Consider the following 1,121-nt stretch of genomic DNA (forward strand, 5'->3'; position numbering starts at 1 on the left):
GTCACGGGGCCTTCGGCCGGGGCGCGGGGCACGGGAGGGGCCGGGACGTCCTGCGGGGCGGCCGGCCAGGGCGCCGGATGCGGGAGGGCGGCCTGGTACCCGGTGAACAGGTCGGCCAGCCCCGCCGGGGGCTCGCGCCAGCCGGCCGGCGCGGGGGCGGGCTGGTGGCGCCCGATCCGCAGCGAGCGCAGCCGGGGCAGGTCGGTGCGGCGCCGCAGGTCGGCGGTGGCCAGGCCGAGGCGCACCCCGGTCCAGTCCTCGCCGGTGCGCTGGGCGATCGAAGCGCGCAGGACCAGTCGGCCGGTTCCGTCGCCCTGGCGGTGGCCGAGCCGGTAGGCGGGGACCCAGACCGCGCCGGGCACCGCGTACTCGACCTCCACCCGGACCTCGTCCTCCCCCGTACCGGTCAGGGTCAGCAGGGCGCTGACCGTCGTCTCCACGTGCGGCGGGGGGACGGCCGTGGAGGCGCGGGCGAGGCGGTCCTCGGCGACGGCGAGTTCGTGTTCGAGCCGGCCCAGGTCCTCTTCGGCCGCGTCGAGCCGGGCGTGCAGCCGGGTCAGCCGTTCGTCGACGAAGTCCGCGAGCTCCAGCCAGCTTTCGACCGGGGTCCGGCGGTGCGGGTCCTCGTCCGTGCGGGCGGGGGGCACCGGGCGCAGCGCCCGGACCTCCCCGATCAGGGCCAGGTGGCGGTCCCGGCGGGCGCGGGCCGCCGCGTGCTCGTCGCGCAGCCGCTCGGCCTCCTGCCGTAGCGCCTCCGGTACGGCGTCGCCGGCCGGCTCGGCCTCGATCTCCACCCGGGCCTCGGTCACGACGGCGCCCGGGGCGCCGTGCAGGATCCTGGCCCGCAGGGAGTCGGGGTCCAGCGAACGGGGCAGTCCGGTCACGCGGATCCGGCCGTCGGGCGGCACGGTGCCGCTCGCCAGGCGACGGCACAGCGCGCCCTGCGCGTACACCACCACCGCGTCGAGGGTCGACCCCCACCTGTGTGCCGGCTCAGCCGTCATCCGCTCCGCCCCCTGCCCTGTCGTGCTGAGCGAAGCCTACGCGTGCCCGGCCGGTCCGCGTCGGCCGACGGCTCGAACCGCTGGGGGCGAACGGGTGGGGGCGGAGCGGATGACGGC

General features: G+C 78.6%; 1 protein-coding gene. It reads right to left on the reverse strand.

Annotated elements, in window-relative coordinates; genetic code table 11:
- Window positions 1-1,004: DUF4140 domain-containing protein (locus EF918_RS35980; RefSeq protein WP_125653006.1), on the reverse strand; the 1,004-nt coding region annotated here is incomplete at its 3' end.
- Window positions 1,005-1,121: the final 117 nt, after the last annotated feature.

Origin of the sequence: Streptomyces sp. WAC06614, from assembly GCF_003949795.1 — a bacterium.
GTDB lineage: Bacteria > Actinomycetota > Actinomycetes > Streptomycetales > Streptomycetaceae > Streptomyces.